The 24,098-nt window shown below is 61.4% G+C and carries 25 protein-coding genes; 18 read left to right on the top strand and 7 right to left on the bottom strand.

From position 1 onward, the window contains the following. Window positions 1–31 precede the first annotated feature (31 nt). Window positions 32–4,024: a hypothetical protein gene (locus AC1KVG_RS14335; protein ID WP_481094846.1), complete on the top strand. Its 3,993-nt coding sequence runs from the start codon at window positions 32–34 to the stop codon at window positions 4,022–4,024. A 40-nt stretch (window positions 4,025–4,064) separates the two neighbouring features. Next, a complete protein-coding gene (locus AC1KVG_RS14330; RefSeq protein ID WP_481094845.1) occupies window positions 4,065–4,715 on the top strand; it encodes a hypothetical protein in 651 nt (216 codons plus the stop codon). 216 nt (window positions 4,716–4,931) lie between these two features. Here the strand turns inward: AC1KVG_RS14330 and AC1KVG_RS14325 are convergent, their stop codons facing one another. Together AC1KVG_RS14325 and AC1KVG_RS14320 are read right to left on the bottom strand one after the other, a co-directional pair. Continuing rightward, window positions 4,932–5,444, bottom strand: a complete 513-nt coding sequence (locus AC1KVG_RS14325) for a hypothetical protein (protein WP_481094844.1) — start codon at window positions 5,442–5,444, stop codon at window positions 4,932–4,934. Next, window positions 5,441–8,365 carry a UvrD-helicase domain-containing protein gene (locus AC1KVG_RS14320; RefSeq protein WP_481094843.1) on the bottom strand — a complete coding sequence of 975 codons (2,925 nt, stop codon included), beginning with the start codon at window positions 8,363–8,365 and terminating at the stop codon, window positions 5,441–5,443. Before AC1KVG_RS14320 ends, AC1KVG_RS14325 begins: the two co-directional genes overlap by 4 nt. A 952-nt stretch (window positions 8,366–9,317) precedes the next feature. Between AC1KVG_RS14320 and AC1KVG_RS14315 the strand changes: the two genes are divergently transcribed. From AC1KVG_RS14315 to AC1KVG_RS14275, 9 genes are all read left to right on the top strand, one after another. Continuing rightward, a complete protein-coding gene (locus AC1KVG_RS14315) occupies window positions 9,318–10,163 on the top strand; it encodes an ankyrin repeat domain-containing protein (RefSeq protein ID WP_481094842.1) in 846 nt (281 codons plus the stop codon). Between the two features lie 65 nt (window positions 10,164–10,228). Beyond that, on the top strand, window positions 10,229–10,624 hold the full coding sequence (locus AC1KVG_RS14310; protein ID WP_435815263.1) for a hypothetical protein: 396 nt from the start codon (window positions 10,229–10,231) through the stop codon (window positions 10,622–10,624). 340 nt (window positions 10,625–10,964) lie between these two features. Then, a complete protein-coding gene (locus AC1KVG_RS14305; RefSeq protein ID WP_481094841.1) occupies window positions 10,965–11,384 on the top strand; it encodes a hypothetical protein in 420 nt (139 codons plus the stop codon). 283 nt (window positions 11,385–11,667) lie between these two features. After that, window positions 11,668–12,045: a hypothetical protein gene (locus AC1KVG_RS14300; RefSeq protein ID WP_254806826.1), complete on the top strand. Its 378-nt coding sequence runs from the start codon at window positions 11,668–11,670 to the stop codon at window positions 12,043–12,045. 325 nt (window positions 12,046–12,370) lie between these two features. Next, entirely contained in the window at window positions 12,371–12,613 is a 243-nt protein-coding gene (locus AC1KVG_RS14295) for a hypothetical protein (protein WP_323538064.1), read from the top strand. Between the two features lie 10 nt (window positions 12,614–12,623). Next, a complete protein-coding gene (locus AC1KVG_RS14290) occupies window positions 12,624–12,962 on the top strand; it encodes a hypothetical protein (protein ID WP_481094840.1) in 339 nt (112 codons plus the stop codon). Then, window positions 12,959–13,216, top strand: a complete 258-nt coding sequence (locus AC1KVG_RS14285; RefSeq protein ID WP_481094839.1) for a hypothetical protein — start codon at window positions 12,959–12,961, stop codon at window positions 13,214–13,216. The genes AC1KVG_RS14290 and AC1KVG_RS14285 overlap by 4 nt, the downstream gene beginning before the upstream one ends. Window positions 13,217–13,248: 32 nt before the next feature. Further along, on the top strand, window positions 13,249–13,434 hold the full coding sequence (locus AC1KVG_RS14280) for a hypothetical protein (RefSeq protein ID WP_039810225.1): 186 nt from the start codon (window positions 13,249–13,251) through the stop codon (window positions 13,432–13,434). 23 nt (window positions 13,435–13,457) lie between these two features. Further along, window positions 13,458–13,748: a hypothetical protein gene (locus AC1KVG_RS14275; protein ID WP_481094838.1), complete on the top strand. Its 291-nt coding sequence runs from the start codon at window positions 13,458–13,460 to the stop codon at window positions 13,746–13,748. An 87-nt stretch (window positions 13,749–13,835) separates the two neighbouring features. Here the strand turns inward: AC1KVG_RS14275 and AC1KVG_RS14270 are convergent, their stop codons facing one another. From AC1KVG_RS14270 to AC1KVG_RS14260, 3 genes are read right to left on the bottom strand one after another with little or no spacing between them, the layout of a single operon-like run. Beyond that, window positions 13,836–16,442: an AAA family ATPase gene (locus AC1KVG_RS14270; RefSeq protein WP_481094837.1), complete on the bottom strand. Its 2,607-nt coding sequence runs from the start codon at window positions 16,440–16,442 to the stop codon at window positions 13,836–13,838. A 53-nt stretch (window positions 16,443–16,495) separates the two neighbouring features. Then, complete coding sequence (locus AC1KVG_RS14265) at window positions 16,496–16,900, bottom strand: hypothetical protein (protein ID WP_481094836.1); 405 nt, start codon at window positions 16,898–16,900, stop codon at window positions 16,496–16,498. Window positions 16,901–16,931: 31 nt separating this feature from the next. Then, window positions 16,932–17,291, bottom strand: a complete 360-nt coding sequence (locus tag AC1KVG_RS14260; RefSeq protein WP_481094835.1) for a helix-turn-helix domain-containing protein — start codon at window positions 17,289–17,291, stop codon at window positions 16,932–16,934. 111 nt (window positions 17,292–17,402) lie between these two features. On the opposite strand from AC1KVG_RS14260, the gene AC1KVG_RS14255 reads away from it, so the two are divergent. From AC1KVG_RS14255 to AC1KVG_RS14245, 3 genes are all read left to right on the top strand, one after another. Beyond that, complete coding sequence (locus AC1KVG_RS14255; RefSeq protein ID WP_481094834.1) at window positions 17,403–18,221, top strand: hypothetical protein; 819 nt, start codon at window positions 17,403–17,405, stop codon at window positions 18,219–18,221. Between the two features lies 1 nt (window position 18,222). Then, window positions 18,223–18,606 (top strand): hypothetical protein, encoded by a 384-nt coding sequence (locus tag AC1KVG_RS14250; RefSeq protein WP_481094833.1) that lies wholly within the window; start codon window positions 18,223–18,225, stop codon window positions 18,604–18,606. 76 nt (window positions 18,607–18,682) lie between these two features. Then, the gene (locus AC1KVG_RS14245) at window positions 18,683–19,180 is read left to right on the top strand and encodes a hypothetical protein (protein WP_481094832.1); all 498 of its coding nucleotides are present in this window, start codon (window positions 18,683–18,685) and stop codon (window positions 19,178–19,180) included. 55 nt (window positions 19,181–19,235) lie between these two features. Here AC1KVG_RS14245 and AC1KVG_RS14240 read toward each other — a convergent pair whose 3' ends face one another. Together AC1KVG_RS14240 and AC1KVG_RS14235 are read right to left on the bottom strand one after the other, a co-directional pair. Continuing rightward, window positions 19,236–19,925, bottom strand: a complete 690-nt coding sequence (locus AC1KVG_RS14240; RefSeq protein WP_481094831.1) for a hypothetical protein — start codon at window positions 19,923–19,925, stop codon at window positions 19,236–19,238. 7 nt (window positions 19,926–19,932) lie between these two features. Continuing rightward, on the bottom strand, window positions 19,933–21,858 hold the full coding sequence (locus AC1KVG_RS14235) for a type 4 pilus major pilin (RefSeq protein WP_481094830.1): 1,926 nt from the start codon (window positions 21,856–21,858) through the stop codon (window positions 19,933–19,935). A gap of 166 nt (window positions 21,859–22,024) precedes the next feature. On the opposite strand from AC1KVG_RS14235, the gene AC1KVG_RS14230 reads away from it, so the two are divergent. The 4 genes from AC1KVG_RS14230 to AC1KVG_RS14215 all read left to right on the top strand — a co-directional run bounded on the left by AC1KVG_RS14230 (window position 22,025) and on the right by AC1KVG_RS14215 (window position 24,046). Continuing rightward, window positions 22,025–22,219 (top strand): hypothetical protein, encoded by a 195-nt coding sequence (locus AC1KVG_RS14230; RefSeq protein WP_180313345.1) that lies wholly within the window; start codon window positions 22,025–22,027, stop codon window positions 22,217–22,219. Next, window positions 22,216–22,689 carry a hypothetical protein gene (locus tag AC1KVG_RS14225; RefSeq protein WP_481094829.1) on the top strand — a complete coding sequence of 158 codons (474 nt, stop codon included), beginning with the start codon at window positions 22,216–22,218 and terminating at the stop codon, window positions 22,687–22,689. Before AC1KVG_RS14230 ends, AC1KVG_RS14225 begins: the two co-directional genes overlap by 4 nt. 197 nt (window positions 22,690–22,886) lie before the next feature. Continuing rightward, window positions 22,887–23,471: a ParA family protein gene (locus AC1KVG_RS14220; RefSeq protein ID WP_481094828.1), complete on the top strand. Its 585-nt coding sequence runs from the start codon at window positions 22,887–22,889 to the stop codon at window positions 23,469–23,471. Next, window positions 23,468–24,046 (top strand): hypothetical protein, encoded by a 579-nt coding sequence (locus AC1KVG_RS14215; protein ID WP_481094827.1) that lies wholly within the window; start codon window positions 23,468–23,470, stop codon window positions 24,044–24,046. The genes AC1KVG_RS14220 and AC1KVG_RS14215 overlap by 4 nt, the downstream gene beginning before the upstream one ends. The last annotated feature ends 52 nt before the right edge of the window (window positions 24,047–24,098 follow it).

Below are 24,098 nucleotides of genomic sequence, written 5' to 3'. Positions count from 1 at the left end.
GAACACGGGCAGCAAGGAAGGAGCCTGATCTATGGCGAACTATCGGACACTTTTCCAAGACCATCACAACATCGAACAGCAGACGCTGAAGAACAGCGAGTTGTTGGCAAGGTTGCAAGAGGTCGGGAAGTTTCATATTCATGCGCCTGAGAACCGCTTGTTCCTGCCGGCTAGTCCTCAACTGGCTGACGCGCTTGGGGTGACGCCGCACAGCGGCGGCCCTTTAGCGGAATACCAAAAGGGCATGCTTGAACGGTTGAATCGCATTCAATTGACGCGGGACGGTCAGGCAGCTCTGGAAGGCGACACGGCGGCGATGGATCGGGTTGCTAAGCGCGTGGAGCAGCTGCGCGATACAGTCAAGGTCGGATTGATCAACAATGACTTAAACACCAACACGCCATTAGGTGAGGTTCCGGCGCAAACCAACCAGAGAGTTCGCCAGTTCTTTCGTGATATCCCTGCTTACTACCAAGCCCACGCCCAGCAAATCGAGGCTTTGAAGGGCTTCACGGGGGTGGACCACGGATGGGGAGCTGTTGCGCATTCCGAGTCGCGCATCGTCACCACGCTCAGCCAGATACAGGTCAGTAACACCGCCATCATTCGAGGCGGGGACATCGAGCTTCAGCGCAGCGGATTGTCGCTCGCCATCGCAAATGCTCACCACGATGGGCGCGTGGTCTTGTCTGAGCAGGGCATCCTCAAGGTCGAGCAGGTTCTCGGTGCGGAAGCCGCACATAACCTGCGCGTGCCTCGTGGCCAACGTGGCGAAGCCGCCATGGAGTTGTTGATGGGAGAGGCATCTGCTCGGGGGCTGACCCGTGCGGGTGGGCTTCTGACCACTGGCGCAGATGCGGTCATGACCGCACGCACGGCGTCGGCGTTGTTGGAGCAAGGCAACGCCACCGCCGCGCAATCCGAGGTCACCCATGCCTTGGCCCGCAACGTCGGCGGTTGGGCCGGTGGCGCGTCCACCGCAGCAGCGCTGGGCGGCAGCGGCTTCGTGCCTGCGGCCTTGGTGGTCGGCGACGCGCTGTTGATGAGCAAGGCGTTCGACAAAGGCGCCGATTTGCTGGACAACCGCGCCATCTACCACCAGACCGACAAAGCGGACGTGGAGTGGAATTTCAACGGTCGCAACTTCCAGCGCGAAGCCGCCATTGACCTCGCCCAGGATGGCCGCCGCACGTCGGGCGAGCAGCCCGTGGTTGCAAGCTATGAGAAATCGCAGGAGCTGGGTGCCCTGGCCAACGCGAAGGCGGTGGAGCTGGCGTTGGGCAAAGCACCGCCGCCCCAGAACCCGTTCAACCTCCCCGCACGGGCAAGCGACCAAGTGGGATTGGACAACCAGAATTGGGAGCGCAATCCCGAGCGTCAGACTTGGGAGCGCCAAGTCAGGACCGCCGCGTCCGGCACCGATGAGATTGGCAGTTACGCACTCCAACTCGCGCCCCCGGAACGCGTGCAGCAACTCAACCAGGAGGCGTTGGCACGCATCGAGAGCAACATCTCCACGGGGCGCGAAGCCATTGCCGCCGCTTACCTGGAAAACCACGCCGCGCAGCGCGCCGGCGACTATGGAGTGGAGGTGCCGGCGGCGGTGCGAGCTGCCCAGGCCAAGCCGGACCGGGTTCAAGGCCACGATGGTCAGGCCTACCAGCGCAACGAGGCTAGGCAGTGGCTTGGAAAGGAAGGGCTGGCGACCGGCAACCTGGCGGTGGAGCTGGAGCTCACCAACCAGATGCGCCAGCCTTCGCTGGAGCGCGCTCAGGAGACCCTGGCGGCGATTGAAGCGCGTCCCGCGCCTACGGCGGCGCAGATGGAGCAGAACGAGCTGCTGCACCGCTACCGGGCCGCAGGCGTTGATTTGAACGTCAACCCGCAGACCCAGCAGGCCGTGGAGCTGGCCGCGCAGCGGACCAGGGACGACAACGGCATCACCGGGCTGACCATGCAGCAGTTGCAGCGCAACGAGGCCGGGCAATACGGCTATGACAGCCCCATCGCACACCTGCAGCAAGGGCCCGATGGCATCGCACGCGTGGTGGCTGTCACCAGCAGCGATGACATTCGGCAGGCGCTGAGTGAGACGCAAGGCAATCGGCGAGAATCGCCGACCGTTGGGCGCGTGCTTGAGGGAACGGCAGACGCGGACACCTCGACCTCCGAGTCGTCCAATCCGCAGCAAGTGCTGGATATCCAGACACGCATGCAAGCCTCTGTCGCGGCGCAGGCGCGGCAAGAACGCGAACAGCAAGATCGCCTCGCGCAAGAGCAACACACAGCGCAGGTGCGCGAGCACCTCCAGCAGGCACAGCCTGAGCACGAAGACAGGTCACAAAGCGAACAAGCGGTCCAGGCGCACGCGGTGCTGGAAGGTCAACGCCAAGCGGAGCAGCAACGCGAACAAGAAGAGCGCCAGGTGCAGGAGCGCCAAGCGCAGACCAGCCAACAGCGCGAACTGCAGGAACATGAGGAAAGGGACGTCCAGCAACGTCAGGCGCAAGAGCGCCAGGCTCAGGACAACCAAGAGCGCGAGCAGCAGCAATACCGCCAGGTTCAAGAAGCAACGCGAATTGAGTTCCAGGAACGTCAGGCTCAGCAAGCGCAGGGGCAGGACGAATTTCAGCAAGCCTCGCAGCAACCAGACTCTCAGCTGAATGCTCAAGATGCCGCGCTGGCTCACCAAGTAACGAGTCCTCAGTCGCAACAGGAAGACGCGCGCCAGCGGCCAGAGACACAGAACCAACAGACAGGCGAAAACCTGGCGCACGACACACCTGACCCACTGAAGCAGACGCCCGGTCCAGGTGACGCGCAGCCGCATCAAGCACAAGAGGCAGAGCGCGCGCTGGAAATGCAGGCAATGGAGAGCCGCGCCGCCGCGCGCGTCCAAGTGTCTTCCTCCGAAGGCCCGGAGCCTGACAGTCAATCTTCTCAGAGCGCGCAGGCCGATGCGGGGACGTCAGCGCTGCATCACTACGGGCAAACGCCGCAAGGAGAGATGGAGCAAGCGTCGGTCCGCCAGCAAAACGCGACGCGAGAGCAGGAGGCAGCGTCGGTTCGCGTCATAGCCCCAACGGCGCCTGCGACAGCAGAACCGTTGATTGCATCGCTTTCCACAGCGTCTACCACGCCTGAGCGAGAAGCCGAGGCAGAACAGCGCCGTCCTTCAAACGCCTTGCTCGCTGATCATGGCGCGCCGGTGCTGCCCCCAGAACACCTCGCGCAAGCGCGTGAGCAATCCTTGGAAGCCAGTGCAGAGAATCGATTGCCCGTCGGATCGGCGGAAGCCGAAGACCTGCGCACCCCATCGCCCCCGGCGCAGGACCGCAGCGCCGCAGACCCGGGTGGCGCCCTGTTCCTGGAAGAGACCATGCGCTCGCTGCGCCAGCTGCAACAAGAGATTGAGGCGGCCGATCGGGAAGACGAACGCTTTCACCAGGAGTGGAAGGAGTATCGCGACCGTGGAGAACCCTATCCCTTCGTTCGCGACGACACACGAAGCGCGCAAGGCGCAAGCCTTGATGGGTTCCCGCAGCACGAGCAAGCACGACGCTCTCCCAGTGAAGCGGTCGAGCAAACCGATGCCTTCCCACCTCTAGCCCAGCGTTCTATCGGGTCAGGGGGAAGGGATGCGCCACACGACTCTTCGCAGCCTGAGCGGAAATCCATCACGGGCGACCCGGACGTGGACGAGGTGCTCTATGCGCTCGACAGCAAAAACGAGTTGGCGATCGAGCAGGCCTTGAATCGGGTGGCCAACAGCGCAGCAACGCAGGCGCTGATCAAAAGAGGCAATGAGTTCCTGGAGGCGCAGGCCCAGCAGGAGGCCCAAGAGCACGTCGCCACGCGCCAAGCGCTGGGGATGGATGTCTCAGCAGAGATCAACACCAGCCGCGGGCCGGTGATGGTGATGACCTTGCCCGAGTTTGCCAAGGGGCCGATGCAGAGCGGTCCGCAAGGGGACGGCGGTGGAGGCGGAGACGGCGGCGGTGGTGGTGGTGGGGGCGGCGGTTAGTCAAAATCGCTTCCGTGACCAGCCGAGCTCAGGAGACCTCATGGACAGGCAAGACGTCGCCGCAATGGCGGAAATGATGGCCACGTTGAATGCATCGAACGCCTCGTTGCAGGAAACGGTCAAAGTGCTGACGACGCTGGTGGCATCCACGCAGCAGCGCGAACAACGGTTGCGCGAGGTGGTCGCCGAGCAACTCCAGGTGCTCCAGCACGCGGCCAGCAGCGCCGATGCCAAGGTCAATCGGGTATTGGACAACGCACTGCCGAGGCTGACGCAGCTGACCAATCAGGCGTTGACGCAGACGCTGGAACCGGCCGCCAAGCGGTTCAACAAAGAGATGGCCCATGCGGACGAGACGTTGCAGCAAGCCACTCGACGTTATGCGCAGGCCCAGCAGTCCTTGGAGACAAGGATCACGCGGCGCATGGGCATTGCATCCGCCACGATGCTCGTGGCCGGCGTGTTGGGCCTAGGGGCGGTGGCCTACTCGGTGGGCATCATCAACGAAAAGCGAACCGAACTTGCACAGCTTCGAGCGTCCATCGATTACCTGGATCGCGTGTCGCGTGCGGACGTAGCTCCCTGTGGGGAAGGAAGGCTTTGCGCCACGCTTGAGAAGAACGGGCCGCGTTACGGCAACCAGAGGCAATACAGAGCGATCAACCTACGCACCGCATCAGACGCGCGATGATGCCCGTTTCATCCATAGCCAACGAAACTGCTTGCCCCTTCGGTTGCCGATTGGCGGCAACTCCTGGCGCCCGTGCTTGGCCTGTTCGACCAGCACTTTGCGGGTGCGTTGCGGTAGGCCAGCGTCCACACTCTTGAATAGTCAGTGGAGGGGCTTGGTCGCTTCACCAGTCTTTTACTTCATCTCCATCGCGCTTCGCGCATGGTTGGGCATCGACTACGCCTTTCGTTTCAAGGTGCTATTGGGATCCAGTGTCGCCCAGTAGTGCTCTCCATTCAGTCCACGAAGGGCGTCTTCAAAGGAGGCCAGAAGCAGTGGGTCGCTTGCCAGCTGAGCATGGGCCTTCGACAAAAAGGCGTCGCGCTCTTTCCGCAGTTCGTTCACCTTAGCCGCGATAGCCAGTCGAATATCAGGATCAGCGTGACTGCCTATGCGCTCAAAGTTCGGCAGCAGGTGACGCTCCATTGGTGTCCCGTCCGATGTTGATGGGTCGGAAAGGATGGCCTGGAGCTGGGCATACGATTTTTCATACTGTGCTCGATACTTCGGTCCCTTGGCCGCAAGACTTTTCTCTAATTCCACGGATTGCTGAGCGGACTTGAGCGCCGCGTCTAAGACGGTCTCCTCGACCATGAGCTCCCGTGATAGGTCCATCGTCGCCGATTGCAGCGCGTGTGCCCTGTCAAATTTTTGCGAGAGCCCTTCCAGGGCGTTGTTAATCTTGTTCAAGGGCGGCCTCGGGGATTTTTTCGCGGACTTTGGGGGTTTTGCTGGGTTGAAGAGGTGCGTGGCGGGGTTGCCAGATTGGGTGCGGCTGACGCTGTTGAACGTGAGCCGTTACGGGGCCGCGCCTGCATGGACGTGGTGGTGTGTTGTTTAGCGACAGAAGGCACTTCCTCGCCGCGCGCCTTCGGTTTGTAGTTGCACACAGGGAAGTTGGAGCACGAGCGGAACTCTCCATACGGACCCGTGCGCAGCACCAGAACGCCTTGCTTGCAAGCGGGGCAGGACGCTTCCTTGATAGCCTGGCCGTCGGTGTCTGTAATGACCACCGCTCGGTCATTTTCCAGTTCACGAAGGAAGGTCGAGCATTGGCCCCGAACAGTGAACATGGCCACGGAACGCCGGGCGCGGGTCAGGGCCACGTAGAACAGTCGGCGCTCTTCGCCCAGCGGGAACGTGTCTCCCTCGGGCATCGCCAGTGCCAACACCGGATCATCGGCCCGGGTGTTGGGGAAGCTTCGCCGACGTGGGGCGCTGATCATTTCCGGAAGGATGACGTAGTCCGCTTCGCTGCCCTTGGAGCGGTGGATGGTCAAGAAGGAGACGTCCACCCAGCGGTTAAACCGGTTCTGCCTTATGGGCACATACTGCCGGTCGGCGTTGTAGCGGCCCAGGATGTAAACCGACAACTTGCCGTTGCGCCCCGGAAGGCTCGTGCCATCGCGCACTCCCTCGGCCAATGTCACTACGAAGCGGTCGATCGCGTCGGCCAACTGTTCCTTGCTATCCACCTGGAATGCCTGAAGCACTGGGCCTTGAGCCGGGGTGGCCGAATGCACGCGCTTGGCGATCTGCCCGCGGTTTTTGGACACAAACGCACTAGAGACGTCGCACAGCGCCTGCGGGCAGCGGAACGTTTGCTCCAGCTTGAGCACCTGGCCATGGCCAAACCACTGGCGAAAGCTGGTCATCACCGACACGTCCGCGCCGGCAAACCGGTTGATCGACTGCCAGTCGTCGCCCACGGCAAAGAAGAAGCGGCCCTTGTCCTGGACCAATGCGCGGCACAATCGGGCCCGGGCGCGCGAGGCATCCTGGAACTCGTCGGCCATTACCAAGTCGTAGGGCGATTCCACGCGGCCGCTTTCCAGGTGGGCGGCGGCGAGGTTGACCATGTCCTCAAAGTCAATCCCATCCTCGGCCGCCAAGGCTTGGTCCCACGCCGCCATCACCGGAACGGCGATGTCCAGGAACGCCTGATGGCGCAGCTTGAAGGTGGCGGTGGGCATCGCGTCCAACCGTGTCTGTAGATCCGAGGCATTCAAGCCGTTGCTCTTGGCGTGGCTCATGAAAGTGCGCACCAACCCGATCAGCTCGATGGCCTCCATGGGCTTCTGGCCCTCGCTGGGGATCTGCCGGTCTGGGTTGGGATCGAGCACCAAGCCACGAGCGGTCAGTTCGCGACGCAGGCGGTCCAAATCGTCTCCGCAGCGCAACCCGTGGCTGGTGGTCTCAAACAGCGCGGTGCCTTTGTCCGCGTGGAGCTGTCGCTTCCAAATCACCCCGTCCAAGTAACCCTCGAAGTGCGTTGGCGGCATGCCGTCGGCGTCGAGCGCGAAGTGTTCGTGGAACAGGTCCAGATCGGGATAGTAAAAATCGGGCTTGTATTGCCGGTGCGTTTCGTCAGCGGTGCGATGGGGGTAGGGGTCCTCGTAGCGGTAATCGACCCCGTTCAAGAAGAGCAGGTTGGCGATCATCACCTCTTCCACGCTCTTCACCCGTTCGCCGCGGTTGGTCACCAGGGCGCCCTTGCCTTGTGCGTCCCATACGTCTGTCGGCTCCGATGCGCCGAAGGCTGGGAGGTCCCTTCCAAAGACAAAGCGGAATAGGTCCCATTGATGGCGGAATGTGAGCGAACGATCTTTCAAGTCGTCCACTATCTCGGTGAGCTTTCGCACCCCTTGGGCTGCCTCAGTGGCCCACTCAGGGATGTCTGGCTTTTCCCCAGTGGCTTTCCCGATGAGGCTTAGTCCCAAGGCATGGAAGGTAGATGCTTCCACTTGCACGTCCGTCATTCCTAAGCGCCCGAAGGCCTGAGTCGCACGCTCCTTGAGTTCCTCCGCAGCTGGCTTATTGAAGGCGAGTAAGACGACGCGTTTGGGATCAACGAAGCCACGGTGAATCGCGTAGGCCGCCTTGGCCACCATGGTGGAGGTCTTGCCCGAACCGGCCGAAGCCACCACCTGCACGCGGTTGTCGAAGCACACCACGGCCCGTGCCTGTTCCGGGGTGAGCGGTTTGCTCTCCACCCGGTCCAGCAAGTCCTTGCTGGCTACCAACTCGCGTTCCACATGGGCGGCGTTGAGCGCGGCCCAGGCTGGGCGGTGGTCGTCTTCCCACGCAGCCAACGAGCGTTCGATTGCCTGGGCCGCCGCTCCCAGCCGGGCCGCCACGCCCGGCTTCTTCAAACGGGCCCGAAGGGCGGCAGGATCAACCTGAGCGCGGGCAGCCAGGACGTCGGCTTGCTGCTCGTGGGTGAACCAGCGGCGTTGCTCCGAACAAGCCCGTTCTTGTTTTGCCTTGTGGTCCAGCCACGTGTCGATCGTGCGTTGCTCTCCCTTGAGGAACGTCACGTCCTCGCGCAGACGCTTTTCCGCCAACGCAACGCTCAACGCTTGGACCAAGGCAGCGCCTCGGGCGTTGGGCAACCCATCGGCCTTCACTTCCCGGTTCTGCCCCGGGTAGAACGTGATGTCGGTCCAGAAGGTGCCGGCGTTGACGCGGTAACTGGCTTCGTCCTCGACGTTGACCCGGTGGGTGCGGTCCTCCAACGCCAAGGCGAGCTCCAGGCCCTCCAAGCGCAAGCGCCACTCCGATGATCCCGTTACGTGGTGGCCCATCCACGACGGGACCCATTCCTTTGCCATTTCTTATCCCGCATGTCCCCTGGAAATGCCGGTGGGGATGCGTCACCGCACCGACGGTTCCATGGTAATCGCTTGGGCATGGCCGGAGACGGCCAATCGGGGGCGGGGAAAGTGCCACTTTCCCTTTGCCATCCGTTTCTGGACGTGGATGCGATACACCTCCGGTGAGGGAGCTGGGGTGGGGCGCTTGTGACGGCGCTGATTGCAGAGGTGGCAAGCGGCCACGATATTGCCCGCCACGCCCTTCCCGCCGTCCTGGCGAGCCAGCAGGTGTTCGGCCGTGCATCGGAAAGGGGCGACCGAACGGGGGCGCAAGCCCAGCTCGTGAGGCGAGGCGAGCCACATTGAGAGGCCGCAATAGAAACAGCAGCCCGACTGGGCGTGAAAAGCACGGATACGAAGAGATTTGAGGCGCTTGTTGCTCATAGAAGGCTCCGGAATCAAAGGACGATTCCCGTGCCTCTAGAAGAGAACTTCGGGCACCCGGAGCCTAGTGGCTATGCGGGCACAACACCTGGGCTTTAGCCGAGCAGGCAAGTGCTTTGTAGCGCAAGCCGAATCCGACCGCAAGTTAGGAAAAATCCGAGCCTCTGTCGTGCTTGAGTCCGATAGCGGAGCGGATCGGCAGTGTTCAATCTATCCATGTCGTCCAGACCACCAGCACCCAAGCAACGGATAGAACGAATAAGAACGGAACCCCTCACGAAACCTTCGGTCACGTGAGCCGGGAAGGGGGGCGGGGGAGTAACAACCCCCATTCAAGTGCCGACGACCAAACCCTGGTGAAAGCCGGGGTTTGTTTTTGCCGATGACCGCCGACACCTCGTTGCTGCGCTCACGCCCTGACACTGTTGGACTGGCTCAATGCCCGGATTGCGGCACTGATGCCTGGGGCGTTGCTGCCGCCCGGGTGGCCGCTTTACATCCGCCGATTGCACGGTAGAACCTGGGGATGGACACGCAAACATCCCCAGGCATCACCGAGCTGCTCGAAACGCTCGAACACCCGGCATGGGCATCGCCCCCGACCTCGATCATCGCCAACCACGTCCGATCCCAGTTGGGCGAGGGCGACCATCACCCCGCCCACGTCTTCCATGCCGCCGTTGCGTTTCTTCAGCAGCCGGCAGATGGCGTGGACGGCTCCGGGGCGTTGACTTGGACCGCAGGGGGCGCCGAGCAAGGGTGGCCATGGGTGAAGCTGGTGCTGGATTGCCAAGGCGAAAGGGAAGAGATCCTTATGCTGGGGCCCATCACTCCGGAGAGCGTGGACATGGCCCTCCACGACGGCGACGTGGCCCCGGTGAGCGGCGTGATCTTGGATTACCTGGATGAGCAGCTGGTCAGACAGGACCGCGCCGACACCCTCGCAGCCATCGCGATGGATGGCATCGCATTCCGCGAGCGGCAGCACCACGCGCAGCACCTCCAGCAGACCTGCGGGCGTCAAGCATTCCTGGACGAGGCGGTTGAGAAGGGCGATGCAGGATTGCTGAAAGCGGCGTTGGGGCTTGGGGCGGCGGTCAATGCGCCAGGCGCGGGCGGGAACACGGCCCTGCACCAAGCCATCCTCAACGGGCACCCAGGCCTGGTGGTGCCACTGCTGGAGGCCGGGGCTTGGCGAGGGAGTTTCAACCACAACGGCCAGACGCCCCTGCACTTGGCGGCGCAGGTCAGGGACACGGAGAGCTGTTTGCGGTTGATTGCCGCGGGCGTGGATCCCTCGTTGTGCGATTTCCGGGGGAAAAGCCCTTTGGAACTGGCAGTAGGAAAAGAAAAGCAGGGGTTGGAAAGGTAAGCCTTGTTTTCAACCCGCTGAACAGGCAGGATCGGTGTTCTTTTTTACAAATGCATGGGTGAAACATGGCTCGCACTCTGAAAGACATCGCTGCTGAAAAAGCCAAGGCGCAGGCACTTCTCGTAAAGCTGGAACAAGAGGCCAAAGACATTGCCAAAGCCGAAGCCACGAAACGCTTTCCAGAGGTGGTGGAGTTCTTAAGCACCTACGCAGAGCACTACACGACGCAGCAGAAGCGAGAGCTGGGCGCGCTGCTGGGATTCGTCGAGAAGAAAGCCGGGAAAGTGGGCGGAACGGCAACTCGGACGCCGAAATATCAGATCGCGGACGGCACGACCTGGGCAGGAAATGGCAAGCACCCGACCAAGTTTTTGAACTGGCTAGCGACGGCCGAGGGCAAAGCTTGGCAGAAGAAGCACCCGAACGAAAAATACCCCGCATACCCTTACACGCCGGATTGATCGGGGCGATGGGTTGAACTGGAGCCCTGGGAAACCGGGGCTTTTTTGTGGGCGTGAGGTTTGGAACAAAGAGCAAAAGCGGATAAGGCAAGAGCCGGCGGCGCTGCCGCCGAGTCTTGGAAGAGAAGGGGGAAGAGCGGCAGCGGCTTCCGCCACGCCTGCGGTCTGGCAGGAAATGGGAAGTAGTGCAAAGATTTTCAGAATATTCTTTTCAATCGTCAGATTTAATATTTAGTCTTAAAAAGAATCTATAGAACTATTGCGAATTATTTATGGTGTTATAACCTGGTTGTGTAGAGGGGAAGCGCCTTCCACTCAAATCATTTATTAGGACGCTGACATGCACATTCGCACTCTCGCAACCGACGGAACCCAGGTCATCGCCATTACCCAAGCCGCTTCTAGCGGCGGCGGCAGGTATGGAAATCTCGTTATGCTTTCAGCGATTAGTTTTGACTTGGCTTCATTCGACAAGGCGATTGAAGAGTTGAATACGAAAGGTCATCGCCATGCCAAAAACTTCGAAGTGATCGAGCGTTGGAAGGTGGACTCACGGAACCAGGGGCCTCGCTCCCGCTTCGGCAAGACCTTGGCTGCCTTGCGCGATGAAGTCGGCGACAACCTGAAAGGCAAAGTGATGTTTGCGACGGACGACGACGCGAAAGACGCGGTGGAATCGTTCAAGCCCATGGTTCGCGCCGTCGGCCTCCATGCCACCCTGCCAGCCGCCAGCTCCCTCGCAGCCCGGGCGCGCTTCTAATGGCCCGTCACCATGCCAGCCCTACCCAGCATGAGGCCGCCGATGGCCTCTGCGGGACTGCGCGGACTTCGTATATGGCGGAACGACGTCGACGCTACTACGCCTACGAACGCCGCTCTGGCTCGGTTTGCTATTTCGATAAAGCTATGCACGAGCACCTGCAACGCTACCCGCACACCCAGGCTTACTTCCACCTGGCCCGGTGCCTCCACACCTCGTCGCTGCTGACCCAGGAGGAGGCCAACCGTCAGGCCTGGCTGCCACGACCCGGCCCGAGGACCCCATGACGCCCCGCTACACGCTCAAGCCGCAGCCAAAAACTCAACGCCGGGTGGAGACCATCCATCCGGTGAAAATAGATCTGGTCACGAAAGCCGCGTTTGATGACTTGGCCCAATCGCAGGGCTTGAGCTCACGTGCGGCGCTGGCGCAGCTGATCACCCTCCATGCCCAACTCCGCCAGCCCTTCGAGCCCCGCACCCCGCGTCCGTGGGGCATCAATGCCGCTCTGGATCGCACGACCTACAACGCCGCTCTGCCAGCCGTCCAAGTGTCCCCAGAGGACGGCATGGCTCTGTTGATCGACGCCAACCGGGCTGGCATCCGCATGACTGAGGCCGTGCGCCAGCTGGTCGTGAGGTGTGTCCAGGCGGGCGGTTGATGGGCTGAGGGTTGGCGGGGACGGGGCAGCGATGGCCGCCTTTTTTGCGCCTGGCGATCCGCTGCTGCAGGAAAGGGCAGCTGCCCCTTTCGATGGGACAGGCGAGCGTGGGGCAGGGATAGTGCAGCGGTGGCCGGGGCGGGAGCCCTGGCTCGGTGCCTCCCTCTCTCAAAATGCTTTTGGCTGTTTAGCGCGGCAACGCCGCGTTCTTTTAGAGCAAAGAGCAAGAGCGGCTAAAAGCGTCTTGGGATGAGAGGCGGAGAAAAGCGGCAGATTCCGCCTTGCATGCGGTTTGGTAGAAAATGTGAGACGGTGCAAAGGTTTGGTGGAACTGCTTTTGGTTCGTCAATTTAAATATTTAGTCTTAAAAAGAATCTATAAACGTATTGCCAAAATTCTTTTTTCTAATACCCTGAAGTCAGGGAAGGGAAATTTTTTCCTGCTAGTAAAAAGAAACCAAGGAATGCTCACTATCACTCTCGCTGTTTACACCGCAAGCCTGCTCATTGGCCTTGTTGCTGGCCTCGCCATCGCTGATTGCATCGAATCCAACCCCTATTTCAACTAAGGAAACCCTAATGAAACTTCAGTTCCTACACCAAGAAGGCATTGCCGCAGCCACTGCATACGAAGCGGAACGCAATCGGCTCAATGAAAAGCTCGAAGCCCAGGTTGAGGCTCTCAAGTTGGCTCAAGGGTCCGCAGGAGACGAGGCCTGTAGCAACGTCCGAGATTTCCTTGCTCCCCTTGAAGACCATTTCGTTGAAAAGATTCGCGAGGCGAGTGCGCGCCGAGACGAGCTCGGCTTTGCGGACTACCAGCTTTATAACTTCGCTTACAACGAGCTTCGGGAGCAGGTGCTGAATCTCCAGCTGGAAGCACTGTTGGAGCTGAAAAGCGCTGGAGGGAATGCATGAGCACCACCGCCAGCCACTTGAAAAAGATTCCCCAGCACCCGCCAGCCTCAACCCCTTTGGCCCTGCTCCACTTCCTCGTCCTTGGGGTCAGCGGCCTGGCCATCGGCCAGATGGGCTGGCAACTGCTCACCGGGCCGTGGTCCAGCCTCAAACACATCGCCACCGGCCTGCTGCTCAGCCTGGTGCCGGTCGTGGTCATCGCCGTGTGGTCGCTATGCCTCTTTGGCATCGCCCAGCACGTCCAACTCAACTGAAATCGAACACCTGATCCGGGAGGAAACCAGCCATGCGCAAGATCTTCAACAAGCTTCTCAACATCGCCATCTTCGGAGTGGTCATCTTCGCCCTGGACAAGGTTCCGGAGCGTCTTGATCGCATGACGCATACCGCCCAAAACTTGGCTCAGAACGTCGGCTACTCGGGACCAATGGCTGGGATTCCCAATGGGATGCCTGACGACATCGACTGGTAAGAATGGATAGATCGATCTACCCATTGAAGGACCTGTTGGCCTGCGCCCAAGCCGCAGGGACCGATGATCTGGCGTTTGCGCAACTCAAGCGCTGGGTGGAGGGTGGGGCAAATCTTTTTCAACCGCTTGCCCGCATGGACGTGGACCAGGATCCGTTTGTGGAGGCCGGGGACACGGTCGCTGGAGTGATCTTCCGCGAGCTTGGTGCGGGTCTGGCTGGAGAAGGTCATCCGAGCCAGAGCAATGGACGCGGCGTTACCGGCATAAGTGGGACACAACAAACGCACGCGCTTCTGACTCGAATCCCACATTGAGCCGCCGGGCACATGCGCCCATCAAGCCCACGCTTCTGCAATGACTGGGCCCAAGGAACGAGGTGCCGCACGGAGGATGAGCCGGGTCTACGGGTTGCCTTTTGCCGCCGCTTCGGCGCGCTTGTTGAACTCCTTCGTCCACTCCAGCATCGCTTGCACGTCTGCCAATAAATCATCTGGCTCTGGGAGCCAACTGGGGGTGTCCGTGGGTTGCGAGTGCTCAAACGCGGAATACTTGGACATCATCCCATCGATCAACGCGCAGTCCGCTGGGGTGATGGCGTTGAGCCGCTTGAGCTTGTTGAGTGTTTTGATCTCGCGCCGGTAGCGGTTGACGATGCCGGAACAGAGGTCGTCTTCCACGGACCGCTCGACCAGGATTCGGAAGTTGCTGCAGGCTGCCTTCAACGCGAGTTCTTTCAAGGGCGCATCCAGCTTCTTGAGCTGCCCAATGTTGCCGACCATTTGGCCAAAGCCGGATTGGGGCTTGAGCGAGAACGTGTTGATCTGCGCCGGCATGCCGGTTCTGCTGCCATCGCGGGCGATCGATTCAACCGAGACCTTGACCGCAGGCTGATCGAGCTTGGCCCGTTGTTCAGCGGCATTCTGGAGAAGGACCATCAGCGACAGTCGGTGCGTGAACACGATCACCTGACGATGCTCGGCCAAGTCCACCAAGCGTTTAGCCACCGTCTCCTCGTAACGTTGATCCAACGAGGAAATAGGATCGTCGAAGATGACCGGCATTCCTTGCTTAAGACCCGTCGCGTCGGCCAGGAACGCGGCCAAGGTGACGATGCGTTGCTCGCCTTCGCTCAAGATCTCCCGGTTTTTCACCCCGCCGGTCGCGTCCTTGAGTTCGATGTAGAAGGTGAACGCGCCCTTGCCTACGGCCCGGTGGGCCATGCGGACGGGAAGCAAGTTGCCCCCCAAGGCCTGAAGCTCGGCATTGAATCGATCGCAGTAGCCTTGGGCCAGCTCGGACTCACCAATATCGTTGCTCTTGGACGTCAGCTGATTGGTCGATGTGGATCGAACGGCGGTTTCCACCGTTGCCACGCGCTTGAGGCGAACCACATCGGCCCAAACCGCGTCGCGCTGGCCGGCCAGCCATTGTCGAGCCTTCAGCTCGCGAAGGCGGGCTTCCTTCTCCGCACGGCCCTTGGGGTCCAGCAGGACCGCCAAGGCATTGCGCTCTGCGGTCGTCGACTTGACCTTCTGATCATAGGCGTTGGTCCACACCGACCACTCCACCGCCGGAGCCGCCGTGGCCTCGGTCATGGCTTTCAACCTTGCATGGATGGCTTTGAGAAGCTGCGTGGCTTGCTCGGTTTCCAGACCAATGGCAGCGCACTGGGCTTGCCAAGCAACATCGGCGAGGGGGGCCGGCAGCGCTTTCTTCAACGCCTCTAAGGCGTCTTCTGCTGACTTTGCTTCCGTCTGCAGCGTGTCGTTGAGGTAGTGCTCAAAGCTGGCCAGCCGTGCCTTGCCGTCGTCGCCCAACGGTTGCTGGCAAAGGACACAACAGGCCCCCTCACCGACGTGCGGGAAGGGGTGGGCAGGGTAGGCGTGACCGGTCGAATACGCCTTGGCTGCCTCCCAAAGGCTTCGCCACACCTTCTCCCCGACCCCCTCCAGCGGCAGACCGTTGAGGAAGGCCGTGGCGTAGGCTGTGGCGGCTTGGCGTTTGACCTCCGCAGCGGTGCGCGCCTCTGTAAGCGCTTTGACCTTCCCATCGCTCAGGTTGTCTTTCAGCGCCGAGAGGCTCGTGGCCATCTGCGACAGGCGCTCCAGCTCCCCGACAGCCTTGGCGTGGGCCACTTCTGGATTGGCCTGTGCCAGCGCCGTCTCCAACGCCAATCGCTCTTCATCCAAGGCGGACGGGAAGGCGCAAGCCTTGTTGACATCGTCCTCGGTCAGTTTCGCTGTCAGCTTGCGTAGCAAGGTGGCAGCGCTGCTTTGGGAATGCTCCGCCGGGATGAGGGGCAGGCTGCTGGTGAGCTTGGCTGCGCGGGCCTTCAGTCGAATGGCAATGCCATCGGAAATCTGGATGAGCATGCCCACAAACCGCATGGCGCGTGGAAGGTGGGTGGCGGTGGTGGCGGTGTCCCCGAACTCCAGCGCCGTAGCCGAATCAAAGACCGGGACCGCTTTTAGCTTCGGATGGGGGCCGTGTGCCTCTTCCCATCCGAGATCGGCAGACGCAGTGGTGCCGTCGGCCCGCGTCGCTGTGATCTTGATGAGGGCGGAAGCGGCTGCAGAGCCCTGCTTGAACACGTTCCCGTGGATGGATCCCTTGGCCCGTGCCCCGCAGACGTGTTTCATCAAGCGCGCGTAGCCCGATTTTCCGGCTCCGTTGGGCCCGTAGACCACGGTCATCTGCCCCTGGCTAAGATCCAAGGTGGCGTCTTCCCCGATGGCATTGACGCCGCGGATGGTTGAGACCGAATCGATGCGAAGATCTGCCGCCGATGGCGTTCCCAAGATGGTCCCAGGCGTCAATGGCGGGTGTGGCGCGTCCAGCGTGTTGGCTGCTTCTGCCAGGCAATGGGCAGCCAGGGCCTCCATCTCTTCTTCCGTCGGCACGTGACGGTGCTCGATGAGGATGGCCGCCGCCATGCGTAGCCAGCTTGGGCGGCCATTCAACCAATCTTCCAGCGCCGTGGGCGCAGTGGCCCCGTCCTTCTTCGCCATGGATCACATCCCCTGTGTTCGGCGGTGAGCCAGGAAGGCCCCCTCCCCCTCATTCAATGGTGACGCTGGTCAAGGCACGGGGCAAGTGGGCGTCCGTCGTTGGCGTCAGGACATGCCTTCGGCGGAGGAGAAGGGCTCAGTCCGTCGAGTGATTCGGGGAAGGAAGCAGGAGTTGTCGCATGGAGGATAGGTGCCAGCTCGCGATTCAATGCCCGGGCTTCTGCCTTCAACTTGGCCCAGTCGTGGGAAACGTTCAGGCCCTGACGCCGGAGGGTGGCCAGCCAGGCGCGAATTCGAGTGCTCACTGCCTCGTTAAACGCCGCCCGGGTCCGACGGCTGTCCAACGTGGCCAACTGGATTTCCAACAAGTTGATTTCCACCAGGGCCTGCATCTGCTCAGGAGCCATGGGGCGCGGTGGGCGTCGCTGGGACCACAAGTGCTTCAAACGATTCAACATGAGGGCTCTTCCTTGGGGCCGATGAATGCCGCTACTCGGGAGTCGGATCGACATCTACGCCATTGCTGAGCGCGTAGGCTCTGACCTTCTCCAGCAACTCACGTTGCTGGTCGGGGTTCAAGCGAGACATCACCAGCAGCGTCTCGGCCATCAAATCGTTGGCAGCATGAAAATAGGCCACTGGAAGACCCAGAGCTTCGGCCAGCTTTTCCATGCTTGCAGGATCCGGCACCCGATCGCCTCTCTCGTAACGAGAAATTCTGGGGGCAGCGGAGTTCTCCTCGTCCAACCCAAGCACGGCCCCCAGGTCCGCTTGTGTCAGCCCCTTGGCAAGCCGGGCCTCGCGTAAGCGACGACCGAACGGATGAGCAGGGGCGAGAGGAGCAGGCATGGGAGATCAACGGATCCATAACGACCCCACAGTCTGCCGCTTCCAATGCTGCACTGCATTTGCCAAAATGGCAAATATGGCCAGGGCGGCCGGACACACAGGGGGGCGTGCATGAAGCAGTGGATCGGAGGTGTGGCGATAGCCTTGGCGTTGACGAGCGGGAACGTTGAAGCCCAAGACGGTTTATTGGGAAGGATCGGCAAGGGCGTGCTGCAGGCAAGCAAAGACGCGGTGTCCGCGCCGGCGACGAAGCGTTACTTGGAGCCTGCAGGCACGTATTGGGACGACGGCGATCCCCCGGTTGTGGATGGCTACACCCGCATCCGGTGGGGCTTGGCGGCCACGGCCTCGGGCGGCTTCGGCATGTGCGAGGACGACCTCTTTACCCAAGCTAAGGCGGGCGTTGCCATGACACCGGCCACGCGCAGCCGCTGTATTGAATCGTGGGGACACCAATTCCAGCGCGTGGGGGAGCGGGGCGATCCGGCGTCCGGTTTTGAGGCCAAGGCCCAGCAGATTGCCTCCACCGATGCGTTCTACCTGAGGCCCTATCTCGACGTAGAGATCGACCCCAAGACCAACATCCTTCACGCCTACGTGCTGGTAATGAACCAGAACTGGTATCCCCGATCTCCGGAGTTTTTGCCAGTGTCTGTCATCGGTCCTTCTCCGCTGGGAAAGGGCAACGCGGTGGTTGGGGTCGAGCACGGCGGGCGCTACCACGCTGCATTGCGCCTGAAGCCGGAAGATGCAGTCGAGTTGCGACGGGTGGGGCGCGATGCCACCGGGGACCGAATCTTTTTCAAGGCGCTGAGGGGCGGCCTCCAACCCAACGGCATTCCTGACATTGTTCTCCAGATCGACCGGTTGGAGATCGGCTACAAGAACCAAGTCATCGGCATCACTCCCTCCAAAGACAAGGACGCATGAAATGAGCCGAGAGATGAAGGTTTTCGCAGCGCTCACCGTGTTGGCCTTGGCGGGGTGTTCGGGAGACAAGGGACCAACGAACCAAGACGCCGTCAAAGCGGTGGAGGCTTACTTCACCCAGCAAGGCAAGGAAGCGACGCTGCAGCGGACATGGCGCTTTGAGGTGACCGACGCAGGCGATCTGTCGCTGAAATGCGAGAAGAAGCCCAATGGCGACCACGCTTGCGACGTGTCGGGGACCGTCACCGCCTTGGGCCACTTGGGAGGGCAGCCCACGAGCCAGGAAGGAAAGAACATGAAGGTGAAGATGCACGTCACTTTCCGGCCGCAAGGCGAGGGCTGGGAGCCGGTTGAAGTGAAGGACGAAGGGACGTCTGCAGGCTGAACGTCTGGGGCGGGGGAATTGACTGCATGCGTCTTTCGATCAAGCGTGCAGCCATCTACATCAGGGGGAGAGAACGATGAGCAACTACGCACCGCACCATCGCATGATGGCTCCTCCGGGTCCGTCGCAGATGATCCTGCCCATGATCATTCTCGGTCCCCTGGGCTTGCTGGCCCTGGCCGCGGGCTTGGAGGTGATGAAGCGTGATTTCTTCGTTGGCCTGGTCTGCTGCATTCCCGGAGCGGGCATGTTTGCTTTCTTGGCCTTCTGCCTAGCGCTCCACGTTCGAGCCCAGCGGCTTTGGGGCTGGCACGTCCAAACCGGTCGTGTGCCGACGTTCCGGAACCGTAGCTTCCTGGAGGGGGCGGCGGTTGGCACGTTGCTGGGCGGCGGCTTGGTGATGTCGGCGGCGTGGCTCGGCATGCGGTTGATGGACGACCCGCTCTATGGGACGTTTGCCAACTACGCTTTTTACGGAGCCTTCCTCTACGGATTGCCGGTGTTGGTTGTAATGGCCGTGGTGGCCGGCTGGGCGAAGCGGGCGTGGGATCGCACCGCTGTTCCGGCGCTCTGATGCCTCATTCCTCACGCGACTGATAAGGGGCGGTTTTCAGCGGGGATGAGATCGACTACGGCCGCTCTACCTCAATACGGTGCCGCAGGTGATCGTGGTGGGCTGTGCGCCCAAGCCTTGCAAAGAACTCGTCGAGGAATGCGGTGGCTGAGTTGATTGCCCATGCCGCACAATCGGGCGACAGAAACCTGGGGATGTAATGCACTGTTGTAGGCAGGAACTCGAAAGCCGCCTCCAGCCGTGACTGGAGCGGGCTGCCATAGAGGCGGTTTTCACCCACCATGTTTTCAGTGCCTGCATCCAGCCAGTCGTGCTTGTAGTGGATGAGGCGGTTTCGAAGGTCGATGACGGTCTGGGCGTCCATCCAAAGGGGATCGGTGTAGTCGAGCTGCTGAGCATTGGCGTCCTCCAGCAACTCATTGAGCCGCAACAAAGACGCAGGAACACCCTTGGCGCGGTTTCGAGGGTGCGCGTCGTTCTCGGCGACCTCGTTGGCAGTGGCGTCGATGAATGCCCCAGCAGAGATAACGGCAGCGGATACGTGAGCCTCGAGCGCGATCGCCATTTCCTCCGTCCCATCTAGGTCCAAATTCCGAGACATTCGCGCGTGATAAGCCGCCATTTGCGCATGATGTAGCGAGAAATAGGAGCGCAGCAGCATTCCGGTTAGCACTGGCAGGCCTTGGAGTTGGGGCACAGAGGTATCATGCTCATCTGAATCCGGAAGCTGGGCAAGCGGCAGCATCAGCCTCTCAGGGCGCTGGCCCTCGGCAGGTGACACTAAACTCTTGCACTCCGATCCTTGGTGGGCTGTAGAACTGCCGATACCAGCGGTAAGCGATGGCTTGGCCCACGTTGCTCTCAGTGCATGCAGGCAATCCAGCTTGGCTCCCATACCCGCCGTTGGGCGTGCACCCTGGCTGACCCGTGCACGTAACGGAGGGGATGGAAGAAACCATCGCGGTGCTCGGCCACTCCCAGTGGTAGGGATTGTTTGTTTTCCCAACCAAGTCTGAGGCGCAGGCCTGGCGACAAACCGCCATGGAAGTGCCCCCACCGCTCGAGTTGTAGTCGCAGTAGTGCATGCCCATGTTGGACACGCATTCGAAGTCGTAGGAATAGGCGTAGGTGATGTTTCCAACGTCTCCCAACGCGTTGCACTGCTCTGCGTAGCTCGCTGACTCGCTGACGTTCGCCGGCCAGTTCCCTGGTATCGGGGCAGGGGTCTCCACGCGGGTCACCGGAACGTTGTTCAATGCCCATTGCAGCCGTGCACTCTCCGATGGAGTCAAACGAACCACTGCGTCTGGATACCAGTATTGGTTCGCTGAAGACCCCGACGCAGGTGGAAGATCCACATAATCTGAGGAATACCACGCCGCAACCTGTAGGCTTCCGTCACTGCACCGCGGGGTTGTGGGAACGCACGTATTGACCGGATTGCGCCGGTTGCCGGTATCCGACCAGGCGGACCATCCGCCGACGGTGGGCGATGGTGCCGTGGTGCGTCCAGCAGGGCACGCGTAGGTGATATCCCGCGAATGGACCTGCTCCCAGTCCTGCGACACGTTTCCGGTCATCCCGAAAGGGCATAACCCCGTGCGGGTGACCCACTGGGCCTGCGTTTGCCGCTCTTTGGTGGGGCATGCCTGGCAGCTGCTGGCAATCGTTGCCGTCACCACAACAGGGCTGACCCACGCTTCCGGATGCGCCCACGCCGCGTCGGTGTTGGGATCGACGCCTTCGTCCGAACAAACGGTCCGGGTCCGTAGCGTTTCCGTCCCCCACGTTCCCGCCGGGCACGTGCTCGTCTGCGTCTGTGCCTCTGCCTGCTTGCAAGGCACCAAGGCCGGTGGCAGCGGGTAGGGAAGGCCAATGGGCGAGGGCTGCGGCACCAAGGGAGTCGACGCGGCCGGGGGCAGGGCTGGGACTGCAGGAGGAGCCGGAGGCGACATGCCGGGCAAAGGAGCGCCGGGTGCGCCTGGCAACGCATCGCCCACGTCTGGCGCCGAGCCAATCGGACCAACCGGCATCGCCTGCGGGGGATCAAGGGAAGAACGGGCCGGTGGAACGGGTAGATCAATAAGGGCGGCCACAGAGCCACCGCCGGCCAGGCCGGAATAATAAAGCACCTCCAGTCGCTGGCCTCCTTCCTCACACGCGGCCGCCAGCGTTGGCACGTCCAGCTGCCCGCCCGTGTTTCGCTTCGCACTGGTGTTGTCCACGATCACGTCCAGCACGGTGGGATCACCGGCCATCGTCGAAAGGAAGGGCACGCAGGCGCGGCGAGGCACGCCGGTGAATGCCACTGTGTAGCTGTCTCCAAAGCGTCGAACGGTAGTCGGTGTGATGGCGATGGGCCCGCCCCAAGCGTTGGTCAGCGCCGACACAGACGACGCTTTCCGGAAATCAGTGGGGGCCAGGTTGTCCTCCACCACGCTTGACGCACTGACGTTTCGATAGGTGCCAATGACGCCGTAGGACCGGTCTATCGCGCTGGACAAGGCGCGCAAGTTCTCCACGTCCGTTGCTACAAACACGCGCGTTTGAACCCGGGGATAGAAGATCAGAGCTGCCGCTCCTATGGCTGCGCTTGCGCCCAGCGCGATGAGCAGTTCTACCAGGGCAAAACCGTGGGGAAGGAAGGGGCGACGGCGCTGGAAAGAGACTGTGTTCATGCTGTCCAGCATGTGACAGGAGACGGATTTGGCAAGTCCCTCCCGCGATTGGATGTTTTTAGTCAAATATCTTTCAAATCAGTGGGTTGACAATCGTTGTGTGCATGGTTGCATGGGTTGAGTCGGTTTAATGGGTAAATCGACCAACTCATAAAAAGGATGCACCATGAAGGTATTTACGATGAGCTCCATCGACGCGATCACTGATGTGGCGTCGTTTCAGCTCCTGACCCCCAGCCTGACGTGCGATCGTTCAAACGGCTTGGACCGTCTGGTCAACAAGCGGCAGCGCGTCGTCCGTTTGGCCGCCAAAGCCCGCGCCGAGCGCCGCTGGAAGAACGAACGGGAGCGGTTCGCATGAGCGCCTCAACCGAGAACCTCATCCGGGCCATCCAAACGAACGATGCGATCGCCTTCTACGGCTGGTTGCGCGCGCTCCAAGGAACCCCGGACCTGGATGCCGGCGTGGTCGGTGACCCGGGTATCACCCCCTTGGCGGTGGCCGCGGTCATGTATGCCAACGTGCTCAAATCAGACCGCCACCGAGCAGGCCGGTATGCGGCCATGGTTGCAGCGCTTCTGGATGCGGGAGCCAATCCCCTGGTGCGGATCGGTGAGCGGTTCGTCGTTAAGAGGAACCACCTTGGAAAGCTGGAACAGCGCCGTGTAGCCGATGGCAAGGCGCTGGCTGAAGTCTGCGAGGGTGTTCTCGCTCCTGCTATGCAGAGCTGGTTTGCGCAACAGCAAGCCGGGGACTGGATGAACACTGCACTTCATCGCCATCATCCGGCCTACGTTGGATCCCACCGCCACCGTGCAGAGCTCGCATGACGCAGGTGCCGGCGGCTGCTCGCCGCCGAAGAACGTAGGGGAAGAAAGGCCAGGGAGGGCCACGGCTTCCGCCAGGCCCTGGTGGCGCTGAACCCCAGACGTCTGGATGACAACACTCCACTAGCTGCACAGCGCTTGCGGGAATAGGTTTGCATCGTAGTGTGTTGCATAACCTACTCATAAAAGGAATCCGCGCGATGCGACTGGTTGTTTGCTGCTTCAAAGGGGGCGTAGGACGCACCACGCTTTCACTCAATCTCGCGGCGGCGTTCGCCGGCCAATCCCGCGTGCTGGTCAACGACCGTGACCCGCAATGCGGTTCCGTCGCATGGGCCGCGCTCTCTGACGAAACGCCGTTCACCGTCGGTCGTTCCTCCTCCCCAGGGTTTGACCTTGAGATTCAGGACCTGCCGCCCAGCGCCCCGGTCAAAGATCAGCTGCCGGATGCGGATCTCTACATCGTCCCAACCCTACTAGACGGCGGAAGCTATGTCGTTTATCTGCGGACCATCGACACGCTACAGAAGCAGGGCAAGGCGTTCTTGCCTGTCGCCAACCGGGTCAACCTGAGGCGCGCGGAGCACCGCCGCAGGCTGGAAGACCCCAGCCTGGCCGGGGCCATCGTCATCCCCGAGCGTGCGGCCTTGGCCAGCTACTACGAGCTGGGCGAAACGGTTTTTAGCATGAGGGGCGCAGGCGTGGAAAAGGCGCGGGAGGACATTTTGAGGGTAGGTGAGGCTATCCAAAAAAGGTTAGCCAACCCGGCAGGAGGGCAGGCATGATGGAGCTCCCACTGCTGCCCCTGCCTGACCTTATGGCCGCCAAGAAGTCCCCCACCCAGAAAGCTACTTCCAAGAAGGTGCCTGCCCGCAAGAACCTGGCAACCGCCGCCAAGGTGGTGCACTCCAAGCCGAAGCGGGAATACGCGCCACTCATCAACCTGAGGCAGTTCTCCGAAGAGGAGCTGGCCGAGCTGATGGTGGCCGCCGGCGATGCTTCGGGTCGCAGAACGTATTTCGACTTCGAAGAAGAGGCGCCCTACACCCGGTCGGGGCAGAAGGTCCACCTGGAGGTTGGCCGCGATTCCACCATGTTCGACTACCGCGACGAGAACGGGGCGCGGGTGGAGCGAACGATGGTCACCGTGCCGCCGAAGCTCCGCGAGCAGATTCAGGATGTCACCGGTGAAGAGCAGCCTATCGTTACCACAGCGATCATCGCGTTGGCTTCCTGGGCCTGCCAGGAGCTCAAAAAGAGCAAGCGGCGCTTGGTGGTCACAACAGCGGCCGATGACCTGGACCCGGTGCGCAAGCAGGTGCGGAAGGCCATCGTCGCAAAAAGTCGAAAAACTCGCTGATCCCTCTACGCAATGGCCGTAGTAGGCGATCGAGCCCCTCAGATGGGGGTGT

The sequence above is a fragment of the Xanthomonas sp. NCPPB 3959 genome (assembly GCF_056675575.1).
This window is presented reverse-complemented; position numbering and strand designations above follow the sequence as displayed.

Excerpts from the sequence above, each read along its gene's own strand:
- AC1KVG_RS14335 (WP_481094846.1), top strand. The coding sequence starts at position 32 with ATGGCGAACTATCGGACACTTTTCCAAGACCATCACAACATCGAACAG.
- AC1KVG_RS14330 (WP_481094845.1), top strand. The coding sequence starts at position 4,065 with ATGGACAGGCAAGACGTCGCCGCAATGGCGGAAATGATGGCCACGTTG.
- AC1KVG_RS14320 (WP_481094843.1), bottom strand. The coding sequence starts at position 8,365 with ATGGCAAAGGAATGGGTCCCGTCGTGGATGGGCCACCACGTAACGGGA.
- AC1KVG_RS14315 (WP_481094842.1), top strand. The coding sequence starts at position 9,318 with ATGGACACGCAAACATCCCCAGGCATCACCGAGCTGCTCGAAACGCTC.
- AC1KVG_RS14310 (WP_435815263.1), top strand. The coding sequence starts at position 10,229 with ATGGCTCGCACTCTGAAAGACATCGCTGCTGAAAAAGCCAAGGCGCAG.
- AC1KVG_RS14305 (WP_481094841.1), top strand. The coding sequence starts at position 10,965 with ATGCACATTCGCACTCTCGCAACCGACGGAACCCAGGTCATCGCCATT.
- AC1KVG_RS14300 (WP_254806826.1), top strand. The coding sequence starts at position 11,668 with ATGACGCCCCGCTACACGCTCAAGCCGCAGCCAAAAACTCAACGCCGG.
- AC1KVG_RS14290 (WP_481094840.1), top strand. The coding sequence starts at position 12,624 with ATGAAACTTCAGTTCCTACACCAAGAAGGCATTGCCGCAGCCACTGCA.
- AC1KVG_RS14285 (WP_481094839.1), top strand. The coding sequence starts at position 12,959 with ATGAGCACCACCGCCAGCCACTTGAAAAAGATTCCCCAGCACCCGCCA.
- AC1KVG_RS14280 (WP_039810225.1), top strand. The coding sequence starts at position 13,249 with ATGCGCAAGATCTTCAACAAGCTTCTCAACATCGCCATCTTCGGAGTG.
- AC1KVG_RS14270 (WP_481094837.1), bottom strand. The coding sequence starts at position 16,442 with ATGGCGAAGAAGGACGGGGCCACTGCGCCCACGGCGCTGGAAGATTGG.
- AC1KVG_RS14265 (WP_481094836.1), bottom strand. The coding sequence starts at position 16,900 with ATGTTGAATCGTTTGAAGCACTTGTGGTCCCAGCGACGCCCACCGCGC.
- AC1KVG_RS14260 (WP_481094835.1), bottom strand. The coding sequence starts at position 17,291 with ATGCCTGCTCCTCTCGCCCCTGCTCATCCGTTCGGTCGTCGCTTACGC.
- AC1KVG_RS14255 (WP_481094834.1), top strand. The coding sequence starts at position 17,403 with ATGAAGCAGTGGATCGGAGGTGTGGCGATAGCCTTGGCGTTGACGAGC.
- AC1KVG_RS14250 (WP_481094833.1), top strand. The coding sequence starts at position 18,223 with ATGAGCCGAGAGATGAAGGTTTTCGCAGCGCTCACCGTGTTGGCCTTG.
- AC1KVG_RS14245 (WP_481094832.1), top strand. The coding sequence starts at position 18,683 with ATGAGCAACTACGCACCGCACCATCGCATGATGGCTCCTCCGGGTCCG.
- AC1KVG_RS14240 (WP_481094831.1), bottom strand. The coding sequence starts at position 19,925 with ATGCTGCCGCTTGCCCAGCTTCCGGATTCAGATGAGCATGATACCTCT.
- AC1KVG_RS14235 (WP_481094830.1), bottom strand. The coding sequence starts at position 21,858 with ATGAACACAGTCTCTTTCCAGCGCCGTCGCCCCTTCCTTCCCCACGGT.
- AC1KVG_RS14230 (WP_180313345.1), top strand. The coding sequence starts at position 22,025 with ATGAAGGTATTTACGATGAGCTCCATCGACGCGATCACTGATGTGGCG.
- AC1KVG_RS14225 (WP_481094829.1), top strand. The coding sequence starts at position 22,216 with ATGAGCGCCTCAACCGAGAACCTCATCCGGGCCATCCAAACGAACGAT.
- AC1KVG_RS14220 (WP_481094828.1), top strand. The coding sequence starts at position 22,887 with ATGCGACTGGTTGTTTGCTGCTTCAAAGGGGGCGTAGGACGCACCACG.
- AC1KVG_RS14215 (WP_481094827.1), top strand. The coding sequence starts at position 23,468 with ATGATGGAGCTCCCACTGCTGCCCCTGCCTGACCTTATGGCCGCCAAG.